The sequence below is a fragment of the Rhizobacter sp. genome (assembly GCF_046595475.1).
Classification (GTDB): Bacteria; Pseudomonadota; Gammaproteobacteria; order Burkholderiales; family Burkholderiaceae_C; genus Rhizobacter.
Map to the genome: position 1 here is coordinate 47,239 of NZ_JBKJOQ010000036.1, position 22,789 is coordinate 70,027.

Genomic DNA, 22,789 nt, shown 5'->3' on the forward strand with positions numbered 1-22,789 from the left:
TCAGCTTCAGGGGGGGCCGGCGCGACGCTGCGCAAAGGCCACGAACCAGGGCACGCAGTCGGCGTTGGCCATGGCATCGAGCTTGAACACTTGCTCGGGGGCGGTGCCCATCAGCAGCTTCTTCACTGGCAGCTCCATCTTCTTGCCCGACAGTGTGCGCGGGATGGCGCTGACCTGGAAGATTTCATTCGGCACATGGCGCGCTGACAGTGCGGTCTTGATGACTTCGCGCATCCTTTTCGTCAAGACCTCGTCGAGCACCAGGCCCTCGCGCAGCACCACGAAGAGCGGCATGTAGCTCTCGCGGCCCAGGTATTCCAGGTCGACCACCAGGCTGTCGATCACCTCGGGCAAGGCCTCGACGGCGCGGTACAGCTCGGCCGTGCCCATGCGTATGCCATGGCGGTTGATGGTGGCGTCGCTGCGGCCGTAGATGATGGAGCCGCCATTCGGCGTGATGCGCAGCCAGTCGCCGTGGCGCCAGATGCCGGGGTACATGTCGAAGTAGCTGTCGTGGTAACGCTGGTTGTGGGGGTCATTCCAGAAGTAGAGCGGCATCGACGGCATGGGCTTCACGCAGACCAGCTCGCCCACCTCATCGACCAGTGGTTCACCCTTTTCATTCCAGGCTTCCACCGCCGCACCCAGGCAACGGCACTGCATCTCGCCTTCGACCACCGGCAGCGTGGGCAGGCCGGCGATGAAGGCACCGGCAAAGTCGGTGCCGCCCGAGAGCGAGGAGAGCCAGATCTTCTGGCCATCGACTTGCGGCATGCGCTCGTACACCCAGCGGTAGCAGTCGCTCGCCAGTGGCGAGCCGGTGGAGCCCAGGCCACGCAAGTGCGACAAGTCGGCCACTTCGGCAGGGCGCACATCGGCCTTGAGGCAGCTGGCATAAAAGGCCGCGCCGGCACCGAAGAAGGTGACACCCGCGCCGGACACAAAGCGCCACAGCGTCGACCAGTCTGCCGCGCCACTCTTGCCACCGGGGTTGCCGTCAAAGATGCAGATGGTGGTGCCGAACAGCAGGCCGTTGACCTGCGCGTTCCACATGATCCAGCCGGTGGCGCTGTACCAGTGGTAGCGGTCGCCCGTGTCGACGGTGGGGCCGAGGTTGTTGTGCAGGCGGCCCATCTTGAGCGCTTCGAGCACCACGCCGCCATGGCCGTGCACGATGGGCTTGGGCAGGCCGGTGGTGCCACTGGAGTACACCACCCAAAGCGGGTGGTCGAAAGGCACCCAGGTCGGCTCGAAAGGCAGGTCGTCGGCCGCCAGCGTGTTGAAGTCGTGCGCGGCGCGTTGGGGGGCAGCGAGACTTTGCACGTCGGCATGCTCGTCGAGGCAACGCCACAGCACCACGTCGCGCACGCTGGGCAGCTCGGCCAGCAGGCCACGCAGCACCGGCAGGCGGTCGTGCGCGGTGCCGCCGTACACATAGCCGTCGCAGGCGATCAGCACCTTGGGCTCGATCTGGCGGAAGCGGTCGAGCACTGCCACCGGGCCCATGTCGGGCGAGCACACCGACCACACGGCGCCGATGCTCGCGACAGCCAAAAACGCGATCGCCGTCTGTGGCGTGTTGGGCAAGAAGGCCGCCACCCGGTCACCCGGCGCCACGCCCAGCCGCTGCAGATGCGCCGCGAGCGACGCCACCTGGCGGCGCAGCTCGGGCCAGCTCAGCTCGGCCAACTCGCCACGCTCGCCCATGCGTTCGTTCTGGAACACGATGGCCGGGTGACCAGCCGCATGCGCTGCATCGGCGTGGCGAAACACCTGCTGCGCATAGTTGAGCTGCGCACCCGGGAACCAGACCGCGCCCGGCATCTTGTCTTCCACCAGCACCGCGCTGTGGGGCGTGGGCGAGCGCAGGTCGAAGTAGTCCCACATCGAGCCCCAGAACGCAGACAGGTCGCTCACCGACCAGCGCCACATCGCGTCGTAGCCGGCGGGCGTGCTGGGGTCGAACTTCAGGCCGCGCTCGCGTTCGAGCCAGTGGGTGTAGCGGGTGATCTGCGGTTGGGGAAGCATGCTCATGGTGAGGAGCGCTTGCTGTTGTCGATGTCGACGTAGTGCCACCACTGATTGCCGAAGGCGGGGCGGCGGTAGCCGAGCACCCAAGGGTAGGCCAGGTCCATGGCAATGCGATGCACGGTGATTTTCTGCGGCATGTAGGCGGTGAGCAGCTTGTTGGCCTCGGTCATGGCGGCGAGCCGGTCCGGGCCATCGGGCAGGGCCTGCATGCGTTCGTACAGCGCGTCGAAGGCGGGCAGCTTGAAGCGAGCAAGGTTCTGGTCGCCCGCGGACGGGCCGTACATCATCTCGAAGGCGTCTTGCACGTCGGGCGCCTCGGACGACTGGCCCACTTGCCACACCATCAGTTGCGCGGCCCGCGCTTTCTTGAGTTGCTCGGGCCATTTCGCCACCTTGAACGCGGTACGCAGGCCGATGGCATTCAGGTTCCTTTGCCAAACCTCGTCGAACTGGCGGGACAGGCCATCGGGCGTGGTGGCGTACTCAATGACCAGCGGCTTGCCGTCAGGTTGGTCGCGCCACCCGTCGCCATCGCGGTCGATGTAGCCATACAAGTCGAGCAGGGCTTTCGCACGCGCAGGGTCGTGGGTGCCGTTCTCGCTGCGGTAGTTGGGGTCATAGCCATAGGTGCTGGGCGCCACAATGGACTGTGCCGGGATCGCTTGGCCGCGTCGGATCAGGCTGATCTCGCGCTGCATGTCCATGGCCAGGCTGACAGCACGTCGCAGCGCCACCTTGTCGGCGCCGTAGCCGCCGACCAACGGGTCTTCCATGTTGAAGTACACCATCACGCGGTCGGGCACCAGGCTCTGATAGATCTGAATGCCGCGCTTGGCCAGGTTGGGGGCGAGCTTGCCATTGGGGGCCGCAACATTGGCGAACTCCAGCGGCACACCGTAGGCGAGGTCGAACTCGCTGTTGAGGAAGGCCAGCCAACGCGGCTGGCTTTGTTCGATCACGCTGATCTCCACGCGGTCGATCATCGGCAGGCGTCGCCCCTTGAACTGCCTGACCAGCGCTTGTCCCTCGACGTCGTCGGCGTTGGGCTCGGCGTCGTAGACCATCTCGCGGAAGTTGGGGTTTCGCTCCAACACCATCAAAGAGCTGCGCCGCCAACCGATGAGCCGAAAGGGGCCAGTGCCCACCGGGTGCTCCATCGCTTTGCCAGGGTAGGCCTCGATCACCTCGCGCGCCACCGCACCGGCAATCGCGCTTTGCGACAAGCGGTAGATGAAGCGCGGGCGCGGGCTCTGCAGCTTGAACTGAAGCGTGTAGCGGTCAAGCGCGCGCATGCCCTCGATCTGGCGGTCGTAGTCGAAGGGCTTGCCCTTCAGCGCGGCCTCACGCAGCGCCTCGACGCCCAGGATCTTCTCTTCGCTGAAGCCCGAATAGCGTGGGCTCTTGTTGGCAGGATCGAAGATGCGCTTGATTGAGTAAACATAGTCTTGCGCCACCAGCTCGCGCCGTCGCGGTCGTCCATCCGGCCCTTTGAACGCCGGGTCGTCGGCGAAGTAGGTGCCGGGCTTGAGGCGCACCGTCCATGTCTTGAAATCGGCAGAAACCTCGGGCATCGCTTCGGCGGTGTTGGGGCGAATTTTGAACGGCCGCGCCAGGAAGTCGTATCGATAAGGAGAATCGAAGATGTGGGCTGCGACGATGCTGGAGTAGAGGTCCTGAATCTGGCCCGGGTCGAAGCCCGTTTCGGCGACCAGGAAGCCGTACTTCAGCACCTTGGCGTCGGGCGCTGCCGGCGGGGCCGTCTGCGCTTGCAATGCACTCGACATGCCGGCGAGCAGCAAGGCGGCCGCCACCCATTGCGTCGGCCTCACCGCGATTCCTTGGTCGTCACGTCCGCGTACTGCCACCAGCCCAAGGAGAACGGCAGCCGCCGGTAGCCGATCAGGTCCGGGTAGGCCATGTCGGTGTAGATGCGGTGCACGCCCAGCCGGTAGGGCACATAGGCCACCAGCAGCTTGGTGGCTTCGTCGAACAGCTGCAACCGCTCGGGCCCGTCGGGCAGCAGCTTGAGCCGGTCGTAGACGCGATCGAAGGCGTCGTTGCGAAAGCGCGCAATGTTGGCCTTGCCGACCGAGGGCCCGTAGGCGCGCTCGAGTGCGCCTTGGCCGTCAGGCGTGGCGGCGAGCGAACCCACGCGCCACATCATGAATTTGCCTGAGCGCGTGGCCTTCAGGTTTTCGGGCCACTGCCCCACCTTGAGTTCGACGCGCACACCGATGCCATCCATGCTCTTCTTCCACAGCTCCATCTCGCGACGCTTGTCTTGCGAAGCCTCGGTGAGCACCTCCAAGCGCAGGGGCTGGCCGTCGGGGCGCTCGCGCCAGCCGTCACCATCGCGGTCGCGGTAGCCGTAGAGGTCGAGCAAGGCCTTGGCGCGCGGCACGTCGTAGGTGCTCATCTCGGTGCGCCGGTCGCCCAGGTAGCCGGTGGTCATCGGCGTCATGATCGACTGCGCCGGAATGGCCTGCCCGAAGCGCGCCAGGTCGATCTCGCGCGCCATGTTGTCGGCCAGCCCCATGGCGCGGCGCAGCGCCACCTGGGCGGGCGTGTAGCCGCCGACCACCGGGTCTTCCATGTTGAAGACGGTGAGCGTGATGTCGGAGCCGAGCTCGCGGTAAAGCTGAATATGCCGCTTGGCCAGGTTGGGCGCGAGCTTGCCGCCGGGCGCCGCCTGCTTGACGAACTCGGGTGGCAGGCGCTCGATGAAGCTTTGTTCTCCGTTGAGGAAGGCCAGCCAGCGTGGCTGCGCTTCTTCGATGATCGAAATCTCAACCCGGTCGATCATGGGCAGCTTGCGGCCCTTGAGCTGCTTGAGCAGGGCCTGGCCATGGGCGTCGTCGGCGTTGGGGTGGGCGTCGTAGAAATCGTCGCGGTAGCCGGGGTTGCGCTCCAGCACCATGCGCGAGCTGCGCCGCCAGTCGGCCAGGCGATAGGGCCCGGTGCCCACGGGGTGGGCCATGATGTTGTCGCCATAGGCCTCGACCACCTCACGCGCCACCGCGCCGTAAATGTCGGGCGAGGCCCACACAAAGAGGTGGCGTGGCCGTGGCTCGCGCAGCTTCACCTGCAGCGTGTAGCGGTCGAGTGCGCGCAGGCCTTCGATCTCGCGGTCGTACTCGAAGGGCTTGCCGCTCTTGAGCGCGGCCTCGTGCAGTTCTTGCAGGCCAACGATGCCTTCTTCTTCCACATTGGATTGCGAGGGGCTCTTGAGCTTGGGGTCGAACAACCGCTTCAGGCTGTACACATAGTCTTGCGCGACCAGCTCACGCTTCTTGCCCTTGAACACCGGGTCGTCGGCGAAGTAGATGCCCGGCTTGAGGCGGAAGGTGAAGGTTTTGAAATCAGCCGACACCTCGGGCATGGCGGCTGCCGTCGAGGGGCGCAGCTCGTAGGGCCGCGCGAGATAGTCGTAGGCGAGCGGCGCCTCGAAGATGTGGGCGGTGACGACACGCGAGTACAAGTCACTCAGCTGCGCCGGGTCGAAGCCGGTCTCGGCCTTGGGGAAGGCGTAGCGCAGCACCTTGGGCTCGGCGGGCTGTGCGCCAGCCGGCCCGGTCAACGCCACGGCGAGCAGCAGGCTGCACCAAGCTCTTTTCATTTCGCCGTCGCCTTGCGTTGGAGGTCGAGGTCGATGTCCACGTAGGTGTAGAAATCGCGCACGAAGGTGTTGCGGTCGTAGCCTATGACCCAGGCGTACATCATGTCGGTGGCGATGCGGTGCCCCGTAAACACGTAGGGCATGTAGGCAATCATCAGCTTGCTGGCCTCTTCCATCACGCGTTCGCGCTCGGGCCCGTCGGGCATAGAGCTCTGCTTGTTGAACAGCTCATTGAAGGCCGGCAGATTGAAACGCGAGTGGTTGGAGCCGCCCTTGTTGGGCCCGTAGCCCAGGCCGAGAAAGGTTTCGCCGTCGGGGTTGTCGGCGCCCCAGGCCACGCCCCACATCATCAGCTTGCCGGCATGCGATGCCTTCAGGTTCTCTGGCCACTTGGCCTTCTTGAACACCACGCGCAGGCCCACGGCGCTCATGTTCTTCTGCATCAGCTCGTCGAGCTGCCGGCTCTGCTGGTCGGGCTGCGAGGCGAGCTCCAACAACAGCGGCTCGCCATTGGGCTGCTCGCGCCAGCCGTCGCCGTCGCGATCCACATAGCCGTAGAGGTCTAGCAGTGCCTTGGCCCGCTGCGGGTCGTAGTCGCTCATCTCTGATTTGAACTTGGCGTTGTAGCCGGTGGCCATGGGGCCTATGGGGCCTTGCGCCGGCATGGCCTGGCCGCGACGCACGATGCGGATCTCTGCAGGGGTGTCATAGGCCAGCGAGATGGCGCGCCGCAGCGCCACCTTGTCGGGCGTGTAGCCGCCGACAAGCGGGTGCTCCATGTTGAAAAAGCTGACGACGATCGACTCGATCATGGGCGAGCGCACGACCACCAGCCCCTTTTTCGCGAGGTTGGGCGCGAGCTGGTTGTTGGGGATGACCAGCGGCGCGAAGTCATTCGGCAAACGGTCTAGAAAGTCGTATTGGCCGTTGAGGAAGGACAGCCAGCGCGGCTGCGCCTCTTCGATGATGGAGATCTCGACGCGGTCGACCATCGGCAGGCGGCGGCCTTGCAGCTGCTGGGCCACAGCTTGCAGGCGCGCATCGCCGGCCGGGGCCTCGGCGTCATACAGCACCTCGCGGTAGCCGGGGTTGCGCACGAGCACGATTCGTGAGCTGCGCCGCCATTCGGCCAGCATGAAGGGGCCAGTGCCCACCGGGTGGGCCATGAGGGTGTCGCCATAGGCCTCGACCACTTCTCGCGCCACCACGCCGAAGGCCGGGTCGGCCATCAGCAGGCCGAAGCGCGGCGCCGGCTCGGCCAGCTTGATTTGCAAGGTGTAGCGGTCGAGTGCGCGCAGGCCTGCCACTTCGCGCTCATAGGGGAAGGGTTGCTGGGCCGCCATCACCTCTTTGCGCAGCTCGTTCAGGCCGACCAGCTTGGCGTTTTCGATTTGGAACAGGTTGGGGCTGCGCCAGCGCGGGTCGTAGTGGCGCTTCAGGCTGTAGACGTAGTCTTGCGCCACCAGCTCACGCTTCTTGCCTTTGAAAGCCGGGTCGTCAGCGAAGTAGATGCCGGGCCGGATGTGAAAGGTGTAGGTCTTGAAGTCGGCCGACACCTCGGGCAGCACCGTGGTCGTCTTGGGCTTGAGCTTGAAGGGGCGGGCCAGGTAGTCGTAGGTGAGCAGCGCCTCAAAAATGCCGGAGTTGACATTGCGCGAGTACAGGTCGCTCACCTGGGCCGGGTCGAAACCGGTTTCGGCAATCGGGAAGGCATAGCGCAGGGTCTTCTGCGCCGGCTCTTGCGCCGGCTCTTGCGCCGGCTGTTGCGGCTGTTGTTGCGCCGGCTGCTGCGCAACAACAGGCTGGCTCGCACAGCACAGGGACAGGGCCAGCCACAACGCGCCTACCGCCTTGTGGGCGGATCGGTTGAATCGGTTCAAGTTCATCTCTCCGGGTCGTGACGACCAAGTGTAGAAGCGCCAGAGGCACAAGAGTTGCAAGGGCAAACGCGGGGGATGCGGCGGCAGCCCGGCCAGTAGACTGCCGCAAATTCTGGAACGGGGCGCGGCCGCCATCAGCCACCGCGCCTTGCCGCGGGTCTCACCCGACTCACGCTTTTCTGCTTGCTGGAGCTCTTCAAGACATGGCCGCCTATTTGATAAGGCGCCTGTGGCAAATGATCCCGACCTTGATCGGTGTCGTGCTGCTGGTGTTCTTCGTGTTCAAGTACTTCGGGGGCGACCCGGCCGAGATTCTCGGCGGGCTCAATGCCACCGCGGCGCAGGTCGACGCCATCCGCGACCAGCTGGGCCTGAACCGACCGGTGTGGGAGCAGCTCTGGATCTTCATGAAGCAGATCGCAAGCTTCGACTGGGGCAAGAGCTGGGCCACCAACGAGAGCGTGTCGCACCTCTTCGCCACGCGCCTGCCGGCCACGCTGACGGTGATGGTGCCCATCTTGCTGCTCGACGTGCTGCTGGCGATCCCGTTCGCGATGGTGGTGGCCTATGTGCGGGGCTCGCTCACCGACCGCATCGTGATGGTGGTGAGCACGGTGGCGCTGTCAATCTCGTTCCTGGTGTACGTGATCGTGGGCCAGTATGTGTTTGCCTTTCAGCTCGGGCTGTTCCCGGTGCAGGGCTGGAGCGACAGCTTCTTCACCAACCTGCTGCAGTACGCGCCGCTGCCGGTGCTGCTGGCGGTGATGGTGGGCCTGGCGCCGCAGATGCGGCTGTACCGCAGCTTCTTCCTCGACGAGATCGGCCAAGACTATGTGCGCACCGCGCGCGCCAAAGGCCTCACCGAAACCACCGTGCTCTTGAAGCACGTGCTGCGCAACGCGCTGATCCCCATCCTCACCAACGTGGCGGTGGCGCTGCCGGGCATCTTTGTCGGCTCCTTTCTGCTGGAAGTGTTCTTCTCGATTCCCGGCATCGGCCGCGAGGTGCTGCTGGCGGTGAACCGCAGCGACTATCCCGTCATCCAGGCGGTGACGATCTACATCGCCGTGATCACCATGGCGGTCAACCTGCTGACCGACGTGCTCTACAAGGTTGTTGATCCACGGGTGGTGCTGAAATGAGCGCGGTTTTGCAGAGCCCGCTCGCGACACCTGCGCCTTCGTCGTCACGAGGGGTGTGGGGCGCGGCCTGGAAGCGCTTTCGCAGTGACCGCGTCGGCCTGGTGTCACTCGTCATCGTGCTGGCCTTCGGCTTGTTGGTGCTCGCAGCAGCTCTGGGCCTTGTGGCCAAGGGCTGGCAGATGGAAGTGGGCCTGCCCAATGCGCCGCCCACCTTCATGGGCCCGGCGGCCAAGACCGCAACCGTGGCCATTGCCACGCCCAGCGGCCCCAACGTCGACATCTCTGCCGTCGACCCGCTGGCCCCGCGCTACAAGGAATGGGACGAGCGCGCCGCACAGTACAAAACCACCGAGACGGTGAAGGCCGACACCCTGCCTTTCGGCGCCGACCGGCTGGGCCGCGACGTGCTGGCCAAGGCCGTGAAGGGCGCCGAGATTTCCATCATGGTGGGCTTGCTGGCCGCATTGGCCGCCACGCTGATCGGCACCGTGCTCGGCGCGGCGGGCGGCTTCTTCGGCGGCAAGGTGGGGGACCTGCTGGAGTGGGTCTACAACGTGTTTACCTCCATCCCGACCATCTTGCTGATCTTCACTTTCGCGGCGGTGCTGAACCGCGCCGATGCGGTCATTCCCAAGGGCATCTGGTCGATCGTGGTCATCCTCGGCCTGACGGGCTGGACGGGCATCTACCGCCTGGTGCGCGCCGAGTTCATGAAGCACTCGGTGCGCGAATACGTGCGGGCCGCCGAGGCGATAGGCGCGAGCCCGACGTCGCGCATGTTTCGCCACATCTTGCCCAACGTGAGCCATGTGGTGCTGGTGCAGCTGTCGATCCACGTGGTGGGTTTCATCAAGGCCGAGGTGATCTTGAGCTACCTGGGCCTGGGCGTGTCGGTCGACCAGGTGAGCTGGGGCACGATGCTGGCCGAAGCGCAGAGCGAGCTGATCCTCGGGTACTGGTGGCAGCTGGTGGGGGCGACTGCATTCATGGCGGTGTTTGTCACCGCGTTTGCGCTGTTCACTGACGCGCTGCGCGATGCGCTTGATCCGAAGTTGAGGGGCCTGGAATGAGCGTGCTGCTGAGCATCAAAGACCTGCAAGTCGCCTTCCGCCTCGGCACCGAGCGCGGCGTGGTGCAGCGCATTGAGGCCGTGGGCCGCGGTGACACCGGCGTGAGCTTCGAGGTGCCAGAGAACACCACCGTGGCGCTGGTGGGTGAATCGGGCTCGGGCAAGAGCGTGACCGCCATGTCGATCTTGAACCTGCTGCCGAGCAACGCCGAACGGCGCGGTGCCATCCACTTCCAGGGCCGCGACCTGCTGGCGGCCACGCTGCCCGAGCTGCAAGCCTTGCGAGGCCGTGAGATCGCCTGCGTGTTCCAAGACCCGATGAGCTCGCTCAACCCGGTGTTCACCGTGGGCCACCAAATCTGCGAGCCGCTCATCAAACACCTGGGCCTCACCCCCCGGCTGGCGATGAAGCGTGCCGAGGAGCTGCTGGTGGAAGTGGGCCTGCCCGAGCCCAAGCGCCGGCTCAGCGCCCACCCGCACGAGCTCTCGGGCGGGCAGCAGCAGCGCGTGATGATCGCCATGGCACTGGCCTGCGAGCCCAAGCTCTTGATCGCCGATGAGCCCACCACGGCACTCGACGTGACCATACAGCGGCAGATTCTCGACGTGCTGGCGCGGCTGAAAGACAAGCACCGCATGAGCATGCTCTTCATCAGCCACGACCTGGGCGTGGTGGGCGAGATCGCCGACCAGGTGGTGGTGATGCGCGAGGGCACGGTGCGCGAGCAGGGGCCTGTGGCGGGCATCTTTGCCGCACCACAAGACGCCTACACGCGCGCGCTGCTGGCCTGCCGGCCCACGCTGGAGCAGCGCAGCCCGCGCCTGATGGTGATCGACGACCACATCTCGGGCAAGGCCAACGCGGCACTGGGCAAGCCCAAGGATGCGGCCGCGCCGGTGATCGTGGAAGCCACCGCGCTGACCAAGAGCTTCTGGTTGCGCACCGGCATCTTCGGCCGGCGCGAGTTTCAGGCCGTGAAGGGCGCGAGCTTTCAGCTCAAGCGCGGCCACACATTGGGTGTGGTGGGTGAGTCGGGCTCGGGCAAGACCACCATGGGCTTGACGCTTTTGCGCCTGCATGAGCCCAGCGGCGGCCCGGTGGGCGGGCAGGTGCGCTTCGATGGCAAAGACCTGCTGAGCTTGAGCAAGGCCGAGATGCTGCCCATGCGCCAGCGCATCCAGGTGGTGTTCCAGAACCCTTACGCCTCACTCAACCCGCGCTTCACCATCGGCCAGACATTGGTCGAGCCTATGACCATCCACGGCGTGGGCGCAAATGCCAACGAGCGCGAGGCGCGCGCGCGCGCCTTGCTCGCCAAGGTGGGCCTGGACGACGCGGCCATGCACAAGTACCCACACGAGTTTTCTGGCGGCCAGCGCCAGCGCGTTGCGATTGCGCGCTGCCTCACGCTCAACCCCGAGGTGCTGGTGCTCGACGAAGCGGTGAGCGCGCTCGACGTGTCAGTGCAGGCCCAGGTGCTCAACCTCTTGAAAGACCTGCAGGACGAGCTCGGCCTGGCCTACATCTTCATCAGCCACGACCTGGCGGTGGTGCGCTTCATGGCCGACGAGGTGCTGGTGATGAAAGACGGCGAGGTGGTCGAGCAGGCCAGCGTGGCGCAGATTCTCGATGCGCCGCAGCAGGAGTACACGCGGCGGCTGCTGGGCGCCATCCCGCGGGGCTACAGCGCGGCGCTGCGCTGATCGACGGCGGGCGCGGCCTGCAGCCGCACCACCATGCGCGTGCCCACACCTTCGGTGCTGTGCACCGCCAGGCCGCCGCCCATGCGCTTGACCAACTGCTGGGTGATGACAAGGCCCAAGCCGCTGCCCTGCACCTTGGTGAACTCAGCCCCCAAGCGGTTGAAGGGCTGAAACATCTGTTCGATCTGATCGGCGCGCAGGCCGGCGCCGGTGTCGCGCACGGTGACCAACACCGCGTCGCCTTCTTGCTCGCATGACACCTGCACCTCGCCGCCCAACTTGTTGTACTTGATGGCGTTGGAGAGCAGGTTGGCGAACACCTGCGACAGGCGGCGCGCCTCGGCCTGCACGCACATGTCGGGGTGGGGCAGGTCGGCCTGCAGCGCCACCTGACGGGTGCGCGCGCTGGGCTCTAGCTGGTGCAGTGCAGCCTGCAACACCGGCGCCAGCGCCACCGTCTGCATGGGCAAGGCGGTGTTTTCGTCGAGCCCACTCAGGTCGAGGATGTCGTTGATCAGCGCCAGCAGGTTGCGCCCAGCATCGAGCACGTGCCGCACACGCTGGTGCTGCGTGGCCGTCAGCGGGTCGTTCGGGTCGGTCTGCATCAACTCGGTGAAGCCCAGCACCGCATTGAGCGGGGTGCGCAGCTCATGGCTCACGCGCGACAGAAACTCGCCCTTGGCGCGGAAGGCGCGCTCGGCCGCCTCTTTGTCGAGCTGCAGCTGCGCGCTGCGCACTTCGTCGCTCACGTCGCGCAAGATGCCCACCATGTGCTGGCCTTCGGTGTCGCTGCGCACGGTGGCCATCGCTTCCATGTGCCGCACCGCGCCGTCGGGCAGCACCACTCGGTAGCGCATCGTCACCGGCGCCGGGTGGGCGATCGCCTGTCTCATGGCGGCGCGAAAGCGCTCTGCGTCTTCCGGGTGCAAGGAGCGGCGCGACAAAGCGCCCGCCTCAACCTCGGTCTGCTGCGGCGGCAGGCCGTAGAGCGCTGCGGCCTGCGCGTCGAGCGTGGCCTGCCCGCTGCGCAGGTTCCAGTCGAAGACGCCGATGCCGGCGGCACCCGCGGCCAGGGCCCAGCGGTCGTTGCTCTCACGCAGCGCCTGCTCGATGCGCGCCTGCTGCCTGAGCATGTAGGCGGTAAGGGACATGCCTCCTGCCGTGAGCCCGAGCGCCAGCACCAGCGTGATCACCAGCACCAGGCGGCGCGCGGTGCGCGAGGCCTTGCCCAGTGTGGCCGAGAAACGCTGCTCCAGCACGGTCAACCGCTCGTTGAGTGCCGGCAGGCGGTCAAGCAGTGCACGCAGCTCCGGCGAGGCCGTGTCGCCGGCAGCGACGTGCCGCTGCACCTGCTGCGCCAGATCGCTCAACGCGCTGAGCTGCTCGTCAGCCTCGACCCAGATGGCGATGGCGTCGGCCATGAAGTTGACGCGCTGAAAGCGCAAAAACAGCTGGATCATGGCGCCCACGTCGTCGGGGTGGTTGCCGCCATCGAGAAAGCCGCGCCGCGCCGCGTCGAGGTTAGGCGGGTCTTGCTGCAGTGCCATGCGGGCACGCCGGTCGCCGAGCGGCACGGCCAGCGCGTTCTGGAAGCGCAGGTAGTCGACCGTGTCGCGCGAGGCGATGTAGCGGCCCAGCTCGTAAACGGCGTCTTTTTGCCCCTTGGACCACAGGCTCTCGGCGCCCACGTAGGCACGCGCAGCCGACAGGAGGTCAACGCTTGCCACCGCCAGCCCGGCGAGCAACGCCACGACCACCAGAAAGGGGCCGATCACCAACCAGCGTATCCGCCCTTGGGCCAGAGCTTTGCGTAGCACGGCGTCCCCCCGCGCGCCAGAATAGGCCACGGTGTACCACGGCAGGTGCCGCGCTGGCTACGTAGGAAACGAGGGAGGCGTGCGCTGCATCACGCAAGACCAAGCCCTCTGATGGTGGCGATGACTTGACACTTCGCACGATCGTGCGACACTCCGCCTCATGGAAACCAAGACCGAACGCAGCGAGCTCACCCTGGCTGCGATCCTCGACACCTCGCTGTCCATCGCCTCTGCAGACGGGCTCGACAGCCTGACCATCGGCGACGTGGCCAAGCGCCTGGGCCTGTCGAAGAGCGGCGTCTTCTCGCGCATCGGCTCGCGCGAAGCGCTGCAGGCCGCGGTGATCGAAGAGTACGGCCGCCGTTTCCTGCAAGACGTGTTCACGCCGGCCATGCGCGAAGCGCGCGGCCTGCCGCGGCTCAACGCCATCATGCGGCTGTGGCTGCAGCGCGCACGCGAGGTCGAGATCCGCAGCGGCTGCCTGTACTGCGCTGGTGCGTTCGAGTACGACGACCGCGACGGCCCGCTGCGCGAGCTGCTGCTGAGCCACGTGCTGCGCTGGCGTGCCGCCCTCAAGCGCACCGTGCTGCAGGCCATCGAGTCTGGCCACCTGTCGGGCGACACCGACCCCGACCAGCTGGTGTTCGAGCTCGACGGGCTCTTCATCGCGCTGATGCGCGAGGCGCGCTTCCTGCGCGACCCGCGCGCGGCCGACCGCACCTGGTCGGCCTATGAGCGCCTGATCCTTTCACTGCAGAGTTCTCCCCCGCGTTGACCGCCGCCATGAGCCCCGACCGACGCATTCCCTGGCCCTGCTTCGCACGATCGTGCGACATAAGGAGTTTCACCATGCTGATCATTGTTCTTCTCGCGCTGGGCACTGGCGTGCTCGCCTCTGCCGCGCTGCTGGTCGGCGCGTTGTGGGCGGCCATCCCGCGCAGCAATGCCGATTTCGAATGGCTGGACGTGTGATGAGCAGCCCAATTCAGACAGCCAACCCGGCGAGTGCCTTCTATGCCGGCATGCTGGCGCGCAGCCTGGGTGCCGCGCTGCGCCTGTCGCAAACCGTGGCCCCAGCCCTGGCCACGCGCCTGGCGCTGCGCCTGTTCTTCACGCCGCTGCCGCTCAAGCTGGCGGGGCGCCAGCGGCCAGTGCCTGCGCCCTGGCGCGTGGAGCACTGGCCGTTCGAGCAAGGCAGCTTTGCGGTCTACCGGCGCGACGCGGCGGGTGCCAACGACGCCCACACCCGCCCCACCGTGCTGCTGGTTCACGGCTGGGCCGGTGATGCGCTGCAGATGCTCCCGCTGGCCGACGCGCTCGACCAGGCCGGCCTGAACCCGGTGCTGCTCGACTTCCCGGCCCACGGCCGCAGCGCCGGCTGGCGCGCCACGCTGCCGCAGTTCGTACGGGCGCTGTGGGCCACCTCTGCACGCCTGGGGCCGCTGCATGGCGTGGTGGCCCATTCACTGGGGGCTGTGGCCGCGGCACACGCGGTCGCCAATGGGCTGCCGGTCGGGCGGCTGGCCTTGCTCGCCACCTCGCCGCCACCGGCACTGTTCCTGAAATGGTTTGCAGGCAGCCTGGGCCTGGGCGAGGGCCTTCCGCTGCGCATGGGTGCGGTCATCGAGCGGGTGGAGGGCGTGCCACTTGCGCGCTTCGAGCCGGCCTGGCTCGGCCCCCGCCTGACGCAGCCCACCCTGGTCGTGCATGACGAGGGCGACCGCGTCTCACCGCTGGCGGTGGGGCAGCGCATGGCACAGGCCATCGCTGGCGCGCGGCTGCTCACCACTCAGCGCCTCGGCCATCGCCGCGTGCTGGTCGATCCCGCGGTTGCCGAGGCGGTGGCCCGGCATTTGCGGCCCGAGCAGCGACAAAACGGGTCAGAGATGTAACGCCCCTCTTACGCGCAGGCCACAAATCGGCTGGCCTCGCGCGAAAAGGCGGCGTTTTTTGTCTGATGAAAGGGCTGAGCCCTGCCATAAGCACTGGCACGGAAGCTGCGCTAGAGCACTGCATCCGCCACCGGTCAAGCCATCAGCCAGACACGGGGGGCCTCAAAAAAAGGACGTCGTGCCATGTCGTTGTTCCATCGCTCCGGTTCCGCTGTTTCTTCAAGCTCGCGCCGCGCCCGACCGGCCGCCCCGAGCTGCCGCGGCGGTGCCTCGTCGATGCTGCGCCTGGCTCAGCCAGCCACCCCGAGCCAGGGCAACTTGGCACACTGGTTAAGCCGCGCGGCCAGCGTGTTGGCCCCGCCCGCTGCACAGGCCCTGGCCGTGCGCCCCAGCGAATTCGCCCCCAGCCGTTGGCTGGTCGGCCACCGAGCGCCGCCATGAACGAGCGCGTGACCCCTCTGCAAGCGATGCGCCGCATCGAACCCACCCGTGCCCCGGCGCTGCCGGCCCAGCCGCTGCGCGATTCCGCGTGGGCCACTTTGCCCGCTGACCGTTCTTTCAAGGTGTTGCAGCCCAGCCGCACACCTGCGCAGCTGTCGCTGTTTCCGCCGCCGGGCCTCACCGCCCGAGCCGGCCGTTGAAGTCTTCATTGGTTTCTCGACGCATGTGACGTCCAAAGGGAAGCGGGCAACCCGGGGTGGATGAGAGCGAGCTCCCGGCCTCTGTCCCGCTTCCCTCTTTTTTAAGTCACGTGCGGCCACCAAGGCCTGTTCAGCCGCGCACGCGATCCTGCTGCTCGTCGATGCTGCGCAGCAGCTGCGCCACGTTGAGCGGCTTGGTGAGGTAGGCCGCGAAGCCCGCAGCCAGCGCCGCCCTCGACTGATCGGGCGACGCATCCGCCGACAGCACGATGCGCGGCACACTGCTCAGGAGCGGGTCGCGTGCCAGACGCTGGGCGAGGTCGATGCCGCTCATGTCGCCCAGGTGCATGTCGACCAACATCAGGTCGGGCCGCTCTTGCAGCGCCAGGCGCAAAGCCTGCTCGCCGTTGGCCGCTGCCAGCAGCCGGCACGAGGGGCGCATCTTCAGCACCTGCCGCACCAGCTCCACGTTGATCGGGTTGTCTTCGGCGTACAGCACGGTGTAGGGCGCGGGGGCCGCACCCGTCTCTGCACCCTTCTCTGCACCCTTCTCATCGGCCGCTTGCAAGCCCGCGGGAGCGCCACCGGCATAGGCGAGTGGCAACGACGCAGTGAAGCAGCTGCCTTCGCCGACACTGCTCTCCACCTTGAGCTGGCCGCCCATCAGCTGCACCAGGCGCTGGGTGATGACGAGGCCGATGCCCGTGCCCTCGATGCCGCTGCGCTCTATGCCCAGGCGGTTGAAGGGCTCGAACAAATGCGCCTGCTGGGCGGCGGTGAGGCCGATGCCGGTGTCGTACACCTGCAGGTGGGCCAGGCCGCTGGCATCGTCCACTGGCCAGCGCAGCGTAACGCTGCCGCCGGGGCGGTTGTACTTGATGGCATTGCTGAGCAGGTTGACCAGCACCTGGCGCAGCCGCAGGTGGTCGGCGCGTACGCAGGTGGAAACGTGGGCGAGCGACGGCTCGCTTCCATCAACCTGCACCACCACACCGGCGCTGGCCGCGTCATGCGCCACCATCGTCAGGGCCTCGTTGACGACAACGTGCACCGGCACGGTGGTGGGCAGCAAGGCGACGCCGCCGCTCTCGATGCGCGAGAGGTCGAGCACGTCATTGATCATGGCCAGCAAATGGGCGCCGGCCTGGGCGATGTGCTGCACGCGGGCCTGCTGCGAGGGGCTGAGCGGCTGCGTGGTGTCCAGCGCCAGCAGTTGCGAAAACCCGAGCACAGCATTGAGTGGCGTGCGCAGCTCGTGGCTCATGCGCGAGAGAAACTCGGTCTTGGCCGCGTTGGCACGCAGCGCTGCTTCGGCCGCGAGCTCGGCGTCTTCGGCGCGCTTGCGGGCGGTGGTGTCGATGATGAGGCCGCGCAGCAGCGTCTTGCCACGCTCGGCATGCACGAGCGTGACCAGGCTGCTCACCCACATCACGCGCCCGCCTTTTGCGATGAAGCGGTATTCGATGGCCTGGGCCGAGCCCACTTGCGCCACCGCCAGCACCTCTCTCAGCGCGCGGTCGCGGTCGGCGCGGTGCACATGGATGTACCAGAAGTCCTTTTCCATCCACTGCGCCAACGGGTAGCCGGTGATGGCCTCGGCCTTCTCGCTCACGTAAGTGAAGCGCCCGGCTTCAAAATCGGCTTCCCAGAAAATACCGTCGACCGATTTCACGAGATCGACAAAGCGCTGCTGGCTGCTGCGCAACTCAGACTCGGCCAGCATGCGCTCGGTGATGTCTTCGGCCACGCCTATGAAGTAGTCGGGGCTGTCGTCGGGCTTGCGCACCAGCGTCATGTGGGTGTTGACCCAGACCGAATGGCCGTCGGCATGCAGGTAGCGCTTGGCGGCGCGGTAATGCGCGATCTCGCCGCCCAAGAGCCGCTGCCGGTTCGCCACCTCGGCGGGCAGGTCTTCCGGGTGGATCGCCTGTTCGGAACGCAAGGCCATCTGCTGCTCGCGGGTGCGGCCGAGCAGCTCGCACAGGCGCCGGTTGATCATGCGCGGCCTGCCGTCCAGGCTCAGCTGCACGATGCCCACGCCGGCTAGATCGAAAGTGGCTTGCAGCTGCTCTTGCTGCTCGCGCAGGGCCTGCTCGGCCGCGCTGCGTGCGCGCTCGGCACGCACGGCGCCGAAGATCGCCGCCACGCTGGTGAAGAGCGGCTGCAGGTGGTCAACCATCGCCTGGTCGTAGCCTCCGCTGCGGTTGGCCAGGCCCATCATGCCGACCATCTCGCCGCCGTGGAACAGCGGCACGCCGAGAAACGCATCCATCGGCGGGTGCCCATGCGGCAGGCCGCCACGGCGGTGGTCAGTGGCGGGGTTGTTGCTGATGACGACCTCGCGGCTGAGGATGGCCGCACCGAACAGGGTCTTGAGGTTGTGGAACTCGATGGCGTCGTGCGGGCCGCCGCGGGCATGGCGCTCAAACATGGCGCGGGTGGTGTCGTCCCAGGCAATGTCGGTCAGCACCTCGATGCGCAGGAAGGGCGCGCCGGCTTCGTCGTGCAAGAGCGCGGCCAGGAAGCCATAGCCGCTGCCGGTGCAGTCGAGCAGGTCGGTCAGCAGCGGCTCGAAGACCTCCCGCGGCGGCGCAGCGCGGATGTAGCGCGACTGCACCCGACCAATGATCGCGCCGAGATCGTGTGTGCTCAAAGGCGGTTGGCGGGGGGGTGTCACGCCGAGTGGCTCCAGGGGTGGAACCACTGTGTCACAGCGCTCTGCCCTTGGGAAGGCCCCCAGGGAACCCCCTTTTCGCAGCGTGCGGCACTGCGGCACACTTGTGGCGACTTTGTTTTCCTGGAGCCCCTGCCCATGCTGAACACGCCCCCACACACTCTCACCCGACGCCACTGGCTGGCTGCCTTGGCCTCCCTGGCCGCGATGGCAGCCCCCGGCGCCGCCATCGCGCAAACAGCCTGGCCCAGCAAGCCGGTGCGCATCGTGGTGCCGTTTGCCCCGGGCGGCACTACCGACATCCTGGCGCGCGCCCTGGCGCCCGAGCTGAGCCACGCCTTCGGCCAGCAGTTCATCGTCGACAACAAGCCTGGCGCCGGTGGCAATGTGGGTGCCGACAACGTGGCCAAATCACCGGCCGATGGCTACACCTTGCTGATGGGCACGGTGGGCACGCACGGCATCAACCAGTCGCTCTACCCGAAGATGCCCTTCGACCCCATCAAAGACTTCGCGCCCATCACGCTCGTGGCCGGTGTGCCCAACGTGCTGGTGATGAACCCGGCCAAGGCCGCGGCCGCCCACATCAACAGCGTGGCCGACCTGATCAGGTATGCGAAGGCCAACCCCGGCAAGCTCAACATGGCGTCCAGCGGCAACGGCACGTCCATCCACCTGAGCGGCGAGCTGTTCAAGAGCATGACGGGCACCTACCTTGTGCACTTCCCGTACCGCGGCTCGGGCCCGGCGCTGCTCGACCTGATCGGCGGCACCATGGACCTGATGTTCGACAACCTGCCTTCGGCTCTGCCACAGATCAAGGCCGGCAAACTGAAGGCGCTGGGCGTGACCACCGCGCAGCGCAGCGCCGCTTTGCCTGAGGTGCCGACCATTGCCGAAGCCGGCCCAGTGAAAGGCTTCGACGCGAGTTCATGGTTCGGCCTGCTGGCACCGGCCGGCACGCCGCCCGACATCATCAACCGCATCCAGCAAGAGAGCGCGAAGGCGCTGGGCGCGCCAGCGCTGAAGGAGCGGCTGCTGGCACAAGGCGCGATCCCGAGCGGCATGACGCCAGCCGAGTTCACGGCCTTCATCGCGGCCGAGACCAAGAAGTGGGCCGGGGTGGTGAAGGCCTCTGGTGCCAAGGTCGACTGACCCTGGCGCCCGACATCATCAACCCGCAAGCGGCTCCGGAAACTTGCCGAGCACGGCCTCGGTCAGCACTGAGTCGCAGTACTCGGTCATCTCCACGATCTTGCCGTCGCGCAGACGAAAGATGAGGCAGTACTCGTTGTCGTAGCGCACGCCAGCCTGGGTCACCATGTCGCCGCGCGCTTCGACCACGACGATGTCGCCCTCGGCGATGAAGCGTTGCGGGAGGGTTCGCCGCCCCGGGGCCAGGATCGTGCTGAGATGGCCGTACAGGTCTCGCAGCAACGAGGCCTTGCCGTGGAAAGTGCGCGACCAAGAATACTGCCCTGTCACACGCATCACCACATCGTCGGCCAGCATCTCGGCAAACGCCGACCTGTCGCGGCCAGCAAAGAGTTCCTGCATCCGTCGCTTGTTGGTTTGTGCGTCCATGGTCATGGCTCCTTCGGTGTGTGCGAAGGCCGTACTGTCAGAGCGCGCCACCACCGCGGCAAATGATGGTTTCAGCGCCGCGCATGAATCCATATCATGTGCGCATGCGACGCCTGCCCCCCGTTCCTGAGCTGGTCGCCTTCGAGGCGGTGGCCCGGCACCTGAGCTTCACCCGCGCCGCCGCCGAGCTGGCCCTCACGCAAAGCGCCGTGAGCCACCGCGTGCGCCGACTCGAAGCGCATCTCGGCGAGCGCCTGCTGAACCGCCTCAACCCCGGCCTCCGCCTCACCGACGCGGGCCTCGCGCTGCTGCCACAGCTGAGCGACTGCCTCGATGCGCTAGCGCGCCTGGGCACGAGCCCCTGCAGGCGCCTGCGCGTGGGCGCGGGCCCGGCCTTGTCGTCCTGGTGGCTGGTGGGCCGCCTGCCCGTGTTCATGGCGCAGCACCCGAGCCTGTCGGTGGAGTTGCTGCCGATCGAAGCCCAACAGCCCCTGCCGCCCAACCTCGACGTGTGGATCGTCTGGGTGGGTCAGGGCGAAGACGAAGCCGGCCCGCAGCAGCAGCCCTTGTTCACCGAGCGCGTGTTCCCGGTCTGTGCCCCACGCCTGCTGCCCGGCGGGCGCCCGCTGCGCGACGCGCAGGCCTTGGGCCAGATGACGCTGCTGCACAAGGCCGCGGGCTCGGCCGGCGAATGGAGCTGGCACCTGTGGATGAAACACCTGGGCATCCACGCGCCCCAGGGCAGCGCGCGCGAGCTGCGCCTGGCCGACATGCCCCTGGTGCTCGCGGCCGCCATCGAGGGCGCTGGCGTGGCGCTGTCACGCTCGCTGCTGGTTCAGGATGCGCTCGACGCCAAGCGCCTGGTGGTGGCGGTCGAAGGCGTACAGCCGATGGTGTCGAGCAAGCGGCACGTGGCGCGCTGGCCCTCGCGCAACACGGGCAACGCCGACGTCGCCGCCTTCGTTGAGTGGCTGCAAACCGAATCGGCCAAGACGGTGAGCCGCTCGGATGCCCTGCTCCAGCGCACGCCGCTGCGCGCAGCGGGCTGAGGCGCGCACTTGATCAAGCGCTTCTTTCGCTACGGCCTGGTGGGCGGCATGGCCACGGCGGTGCACTACCTGGTGCTGATCGTCTGCGTCGAAGCGTTCGCCTGGCCCGCTTTCATCAGCTCAGGCGCGGGTGCGGTGGTCGGTGCGCAGGTGGCGTTCTTCGGCAACCGCCAGTTCACCTTTGCGCATGAAGGCGCGCTGGGCCCGGCGTGGCTCAAATTTCAGGGCACGGCCTTGCTGGGCGCGCTGGTGGGCATCGCCATCGTGGCGGCGGCGGTGCAGATGGGGTGGCACTATCTGTTGGGCCAGGTACTGGCCACGCTCGTGAGCCTGCTGCTGACCTTCGCCGTCAACCGGGCCTGGACGTTTCGCGCCTGAGCTACTGGCGCACCCAAGCCGCACCCAAGGTGACCTGGGCTTCTTCCAGGTCGGCCTTGAACGCACTGCTCTCCAGGTAGGCCAGCTCGCGCAACCGCGCTTCGCCAATGGCGTCCCCGGCGTCGGCCACCTCGGCCGGGTGGCAAAACAGCAAACCGCCCTCGCGTGGCAATTGCAGCAGCCATTTGCGCATCAAGCCCCGGTAATCGGTGGTGGTGAAGTCGTAGGCGCCGAGCAGGCTGGCGTTGTGGCGCAGGCCACGCCGTGTCAACTCGCGCTTGAGGGCGCGCCCGCCGGTGCGCTCGATCACGAAGCGCTTGAAGGCAAAGCCGGGCCCCAGCAAACGGCCGGTGTTGCGCACCGCCGGGCGCGGCGCCATGGGCGCGATGCCGTCGAGCACCACCTGGCGCAAAAGCGGCAGATGGTGCACATGCTGGTGGCCGTCGACCATGTGCGGCGCGTGGCCGGTGGCTTGCACGAAAGCGTCTATCTGCGCCTGCCACTCGATGCGCAGCGCCGCCAGCGGCAACCGGTGCAGGTGCGACTGCAGCATGAGCTTGGGCAGCGACGGCAGCACGGGCCACAGGCGCGCCAGCTCGGGGCTCAGCGGTTTGCCTTCGGTGAGGTTGAAGTGCAAACCCATCGTGACGGTGGGTGGCAGGTCGCGCAGCTGCGGCGCAGCCTCACGCCAGTGCGGCGAGTTGGTGATGCATGAAATGGCCGACAGGCGTTGTGCCCGCGCCAGCATGGCAATGCCACGCGTGATACCAGGCGCCAGGCCGAAGTCGTCAGCGCACAGCGTGAGCACCCTGGCGGTCACTGGAGTACCTTCGTGCTGCGCACTCCGGTATTCGCTCTGGGGGCGGCCCGGCGAGTTCATGGCTGCGCGGTCTCGTTGCTGCGGTTCAGGCCGGTCCCATGCTCGCTTGCAATGAGGTAGATCGGCCGCTGCTTCACCTCATCGAAGATGCGGCCCACGTACTCGCCCAGGATGCCGATCGACAGCAACTGCACGCCGCTGAAAAACATCACGCTGGTGACCAGGGTGGCCCAGCCAGGCACGTCGTGGCCGCGGATGAAGTGCTCGATCACGATCACCACGCCGAAGCCGATGGCCCCCACGGCGATCAGCCCGCCGACTGCGCTCCACAGGCGCAGCGGCAGGTTGGAGAACGCCGTCACGCCGGTGAGTGCCAGGCGCACCAGGCTGCGGAAAGAAAAGCTGCTGTGGCCGGCCTGCCGCTCGGCGGGCATGTAGTCGATGATCTCGGTGCGAAACCCGACCCAGGCGTACAAGCCCTTCATGAAGCGG

At 67.0% G+C, this 22,789-nt stretch carries 18 protein-coding genes and 1 pseudogene; 10 read left to right on the plus strand and 9 right to left on the minus strand.

What is annotated here, in order from left to right; all coding sequences use genetic code 11:
• Positions 1–6: 6 nt before the first annotated feature.
• Genes AC30QB_RS06660 through AC30QB_RS06675 form a run of 4 tightly spaced genes read right to left on the minus strand, consistent with a single transcriptional unit; the run spans position 7 to position 7,527 of the window.
• Entirely contained in the window at positions 7–2,034 is a 2,028-nt protein-coding gene (locus tag AC30QB_RS06660) for an acetoacetate--CoA ligase (RefSeq protein ID WP_489545405.1), read from the minus strand.
• Entirely contained in the window at positions 2,031–3,860 is a 1,830-nt protein-coding gene (locus tag AC30QB_RS06665) for an ABC transporter substrate-binding protein (RefSeq protein WP_489545406.1), read from the minus strand. Before AC30QB_RS06665 ends, AC30QB_RS06660 begins: the two co-directional genes overlap by 4 nt.
• On the minus strand, positions 3,857–5,647 hold the full coding sequence (locus AC30QB_RS06670; RefSeq protein WP_489545407.1) for an ABC transporter substrate-binding protein: 1,791 nt from the start codon (positions 5,645–5,647) through the stop codon (positions 3,857–3,859). The genes AC30QB_RS06665 and AC30QB_RS06670 overlap by 4 nt, the downstream gene beginning before the upstream one ends.
• Positions 5,644–7,527, minus strand: a complete 1,884-nt coding sequence (locus AC30QB_RS06675; RefSeq protein WP_489545408.1) for an ABC transporter substrate-binding protein — start codon at positions 7,525–7,527, stop codon at positions 5,644–5,646. Before AC30QB_RS06675 ends, AC30QB_RS06670 begins: the two co-directional genes overlap by 4 nt.
• 203 nt (positions 7,528–7,730) lie before the next feature.
• Between AC30QB_RS06675 and AC30QB_RS06680 the strand changes: the two genes are divergently transcribed.
• From AC30QB_RS06680 to AC30QB_RS06690, 3 genes are read left to right on the plus strand one after another with little or no spacing between them, the layout of a single operon-like run.
• Entirely contained in the window at positions 7,731–8,669 is a 939-nt protein-coding gene (locus AC30QB_RS06680; RefSeq protein ID WP_489545409.1) for an ABC transporter permease, read from the plus strand.
• Positions 8,666–9,739 (plus strand): ABC transporter permease, encoded by a 1,074-nt coding sequence (locus tag AC30QB_RS06685; RefSeq protein WP_489545410.1) that lies wholly within the window; start codon positions 8,666–8,668, stop codon positions 9,737–9,739. The genes AC30QB_RS06680 and AC30QB_RS06685 overlap by 4 nt, the downstream gene beginning before the upstream one ends.
• Complete coding sequence (locus tag AC30QB_RS06690; RefSeq protein WP_489545411.1) at positions 9,736–11,442, plus strand: ABC transporter ATP-binding protein; 1,707 nt, start codon at positions 9,736–9,738, stop codon at positions 11,440–11,442. The genes AC30QB_RS06685 and AC30QB_RS06690 overlap by 4 nt, the downstream gene beginning before the upstream one ends.
• Here AC30QB_RS06690 and AC30QB_RS06695 read toward each other — a convergent pair.
• A complete protein-coding gene (locus AC30QB_RS06695; protein WP_489545412.1) occupies positions 11,421–13,259 on the minus strand; it encodes a sensor histidine kinase in 1,839 nt (612 codons plus the stop codon). The genes AC30QB_RS06690 and AC30QB_RS06695 overlap by 22 nt on opposite strands.
• A 160-nt stretch (positions 13,260–13,419) precedes the next feature.
• Between AC30QB_RS06695 and AC30QB_RS06700 the strand changes: the two genes are divergently transcribed.
• From AC30QB_RS06700 to AC30QB_RS06715, 4 genes are all read left to right on the plus strand, one after another.
• The gene (locus AC30QB_RS06700) at positions 13,420–14,034 is read left to right on the plus strand and encodes a TetR/AcrR family transcriptional regulator (protein WP_489545413.1); all 615 of its coding nucleotides are present in this window, start codon (positions 13,420–13,422) and stop codon (positions 14,032–14,034) included.
• A gap of 74 nt (positions 14,035–14,108) precedes the next feature.
• A complete protein-coding gene (locus AC30QB_RS06705; protein ID WP_489545414.1) occupies positions 14,109–14,231 on the plus strand; it encodes a hypothetical protein in 123 nt (40 codons plus the stop codon).
• A complete protein-coding gene (locus tag AC30QB_RS06710) occupies positions 14,231–15,151 on the plus strand; it encodes an alpha/beta fold hydrolase (RefSeq protein WP_489545415.1) in 921 nt (306 codons plus the stop codon). The genes AC30QB_RS06705 and AC30QB_RS06710 overlap by 1 nt, the downstream gene beginning before the upstream one ends.
• A 437-nt stretch (positions 15,152–15,588) precedes the next feature.
• Positions 15,589–15,792, plus strand: a complete 204-nt coding sequence (locus AC30QB_RS06715; protein WP_489545416.1) for a hypothetical protein — start codon at positions 15,589–15,591, stop codon at positions 15,790–15,792.
• Positions 15,793–15,922: 130 nt separating this feature from the next.
• Here the strand turns inward: AC30QB_RS06715 and AC30QB_RS06720 are convergent, their stop codons facing one another.
• A complete protein-coding gene (locus AC30QB_RS06720; protein ID WP_489545417.1) occupies positions 15,923–18,469 on the minus strand; it encodes a PAS domain S-box protein in 2,547 nt (848 codons plus the stop codon).
• A gap of 135 nt (positions 18,470–18,604) precedes the next feature.
• Between AC30QB_RS06720 and AC30QB_RS06725 the strand changes: the two genes are divergently transcribed.
• A complete protein-coding gene (locus AC30QB_RS06725; RefSeq protein ID WP_489545418.1) occupies positions 18,605–19,621 on the plus strand; it encodes a tripartite tricarboxylate transporter substrate binding protein in 1,017 nt (338 codons plus the stop codon).
• Positions 19,622–19,639: 18 nt separating this feature from the next.
• Here the strand turns inward: AC30QB_RS06725 and AC30QB_RS06730 are convergent, their stop codons facing one another.
• Complete coding sequence (locus AC30QB_RS06730) at positions 19,640–20,050, minus strand: nuclear transport factor 2 family protein (RefSeq protein ID WP_489545419.1); 411 nt, start codon at positions 20,048–20,050, stop codon at positions 19,640–19,642.
• A 104-nt stretch (positions 20,051–20,154) separates the two neighbouring features.
• On the opposite strand from AC30QB_RS06730, the gene AC30QB_RS06735 reads away from it, so the two are divergent.
• Together AC30QB_RS06735 and AC30QB_RS06740 are read left to right on the plus strand one after the other, a co-directional pair.
• Complete coding sequence (locus tag AC30QB_RS06735; RefSeq protein WP_489545420.1) at positions 20,155–21,099, plus strand: LysR substrate-binding domain-containing protein; 945 nt, start codon at positions 20,155–20,157, stop codon at positions 21,097–21,099.
• A 9-nt stretch (positions 21,100–21,108) separates the two neighbouring features.
• The gene (locus tag AC30QB_RS06740; protein WP_489545421.1) at positions 21,109–21,477 is read left to right on the plus strand and encodes a GtrA family protein; all 369 of its coding nucleotides are present in this window, start codon (positions 21,109–21,111) and stop codon (positions 21,475–21,477) included.
• A gap of 1 nt (position 21,478) precedes the next feature.
• Here the strand turns inward: AC30QB_RS06740 and AC30QB_RS06745 are convergent, their stop codons facing one another.
• Both AC30QB_RS06745 and AC30QB_RS06750 read right to left on the minus strand, forming a co-directional pair.
• Positions 21,479–22,357: a ChbG/HpnK family deacetylase gene (locus AC30QB_RS06745; protein WP_489545422.1), complete on the minus strand. Its 879-nt coding sequence runs from the start codon at positions 22,355–22,357 to the stop codon at positions 21,479–21,481.
• Positions 22,354–22,789: pseudogene (locus AC30QB_RS06750) on the minus strand (glycosyltransferase); the annotation flags it as partial. The pseudogene AC30QB_RS06750 and the gene AC30QB_RS06745, both read right to left, overlap by 4 nt.

Coding starts and splice junctions, on each gene's coding strand:
- AC30QB_RS06745 (WP_489545422.1), bottom strand. CDS start 22,357: ATGAACTCGCCGGGCCGCCCCCAGAGCGAATACCGGAGTGCGCAGCAC.
- AC30QB_RS06670 (WP_489545407.1), bottom strand. CDS start 5,647: ATGAAAAGAGCTTGGTGCAGCCTGCTGCTCGCCGTGGCGTTGACCGGG.
- AC30QB_RS06660 (WP_489545405.1), bottom strand. CDS start 2,034: ATGAGCATGCTTCCCCAACCGCAGATCACCCGCTACACCCACTGGCTC.
- AC30QB_RS06735 (WP_489545420.1), top strand. CDS start 20,155: ATGCGACGCCTGCCCCCCGTTCCTGAGCTGGTCGCCTTCGAGGCGGTG.
- AC30QB_RS06715 (WP_489545416.1), top strand. CDS start 15,589: ATGAACGAGCGCGTGACCCCTCTGCAAGCGATGCGCCGCATCGAACCC.
- AC30QB_RS06725 (WP_489545418.1), top strand. CDS start 18,605: ATGCTGAACACGCCCCCACACACTCTCACCCGACGCCACTGGCTGGCT.
- AC30QB_RS06705 (WP_489545414.1), top strand. CDS start 14,109: ATGCTGATCATTGTTCTTCTCGCGCTGGGCACTGGCGTGCTCGCCTCT.
- AC30QB_RS06700 (WP_489545413.1), top strand. CDS start 13,420: ATGGAAACCAAGACCGAACGCAGCGAGCTCACCCTGGCTGCGATCCTC.
- AC30QB_RS06690 (WP_489545411.1), top strand. CDS start 9,736: ATGAGCGTGCTGCTGAGCATCAAAGACCTGCAAGTCGCCTTCCGCCTC.
- AC30QB_RS06685 (WP_489545410.1), top strand. CDS start 8,666: ATGAGCGCGGTTTTGCAGAGCCCGCTCGCGACACCTGCGCCTTCGTCG.
- AC30QB_RS06730 (WP_489545419.1), bottom strand. CDS start 20,050: ATGGACGCACAAACCAACAAGCGACGGATGCAGGAACTCTTTGCTGGC.
- AC30QB_RS06710 (WP_489545415.1), top strand. CDS start 14,231: ATGAGCAGCCCAATTCAGACAGCCAACCCGGCGAGTGCCTTCTATGCC.
- AC30QB_RS06680 (WP_489545409.1), top strand. CDS start 7,731: ATGGCCGCCTATTTGATAAGGCGCCTGTGGCAAATGATCCCGACCTTG.